Source organism: Pseudooceanicola sediminis (assembly GCF_003575965.1).
Classification (GTDB): Bacteria; Pseudomonadota; Alphaproteobacteria; order Rhodobacterales; family Rhodobacteraceae; genus Pseudooceanicola; species Pseudooceanicola sediminis.
Genome location: NZ_QWJJ01000052.1, coordinates 415 through 778, shown reverse-complemented (window position 1 = coordinate 778; position 364 = coordinate 415). Strand labels below are relative to the sequence as shown.

The following is a 364-nucleotide window of genomic DNA, read 5'->3' as shown; positions in this document are numbered from 1 at the left end:
TCTGGTATATACAATCCTATGGATTGATGCAAAAGTCTAAATAAACTGCTATTTTCATAACAAATATATAAAAAGATGGATTGTTGGAAAACAAACCATCTAAAACGCTATGTGGAAGCTTGATAAGGGCTTCAAATTTTTTCGAATAGGCAGTAACTTGCCACTAACATCTTTTTTACGGAGTATGTAAATCCCGTAAGTGAGTTGAGGCATAGCCAACTGCCTAAACAAAAAATTTAAATTTGATTATAGAGAAGAACCTAAACCAACATAAGATCCATAGAAGAAAACAGCTAATAAACCAATAGCTAAAGTACCAACAACAGTACCAACAAGCCATAGAGGGATACGTCCAGTAGTTCCA

At 34.1% G+C, this 364-nt stretch carries 1 protein-coding gene; it reads right to left on the bottom strand.

What is annotated here, in order from left to right:
* Window positions 1-246: 246 nt before the first annotated feature.
* Window positions 247-348: a photosystem II reaction center protein J gene (locus DL237_RS21130; protein WP_119400805.1), complete on the bottom strand. Its 102-nt coding sequence runs from the start codon at window positions 346-348 to the stop codon at window positions 247-249.
* Window positions 349-364: the final 16 nt, after the last annotated feature.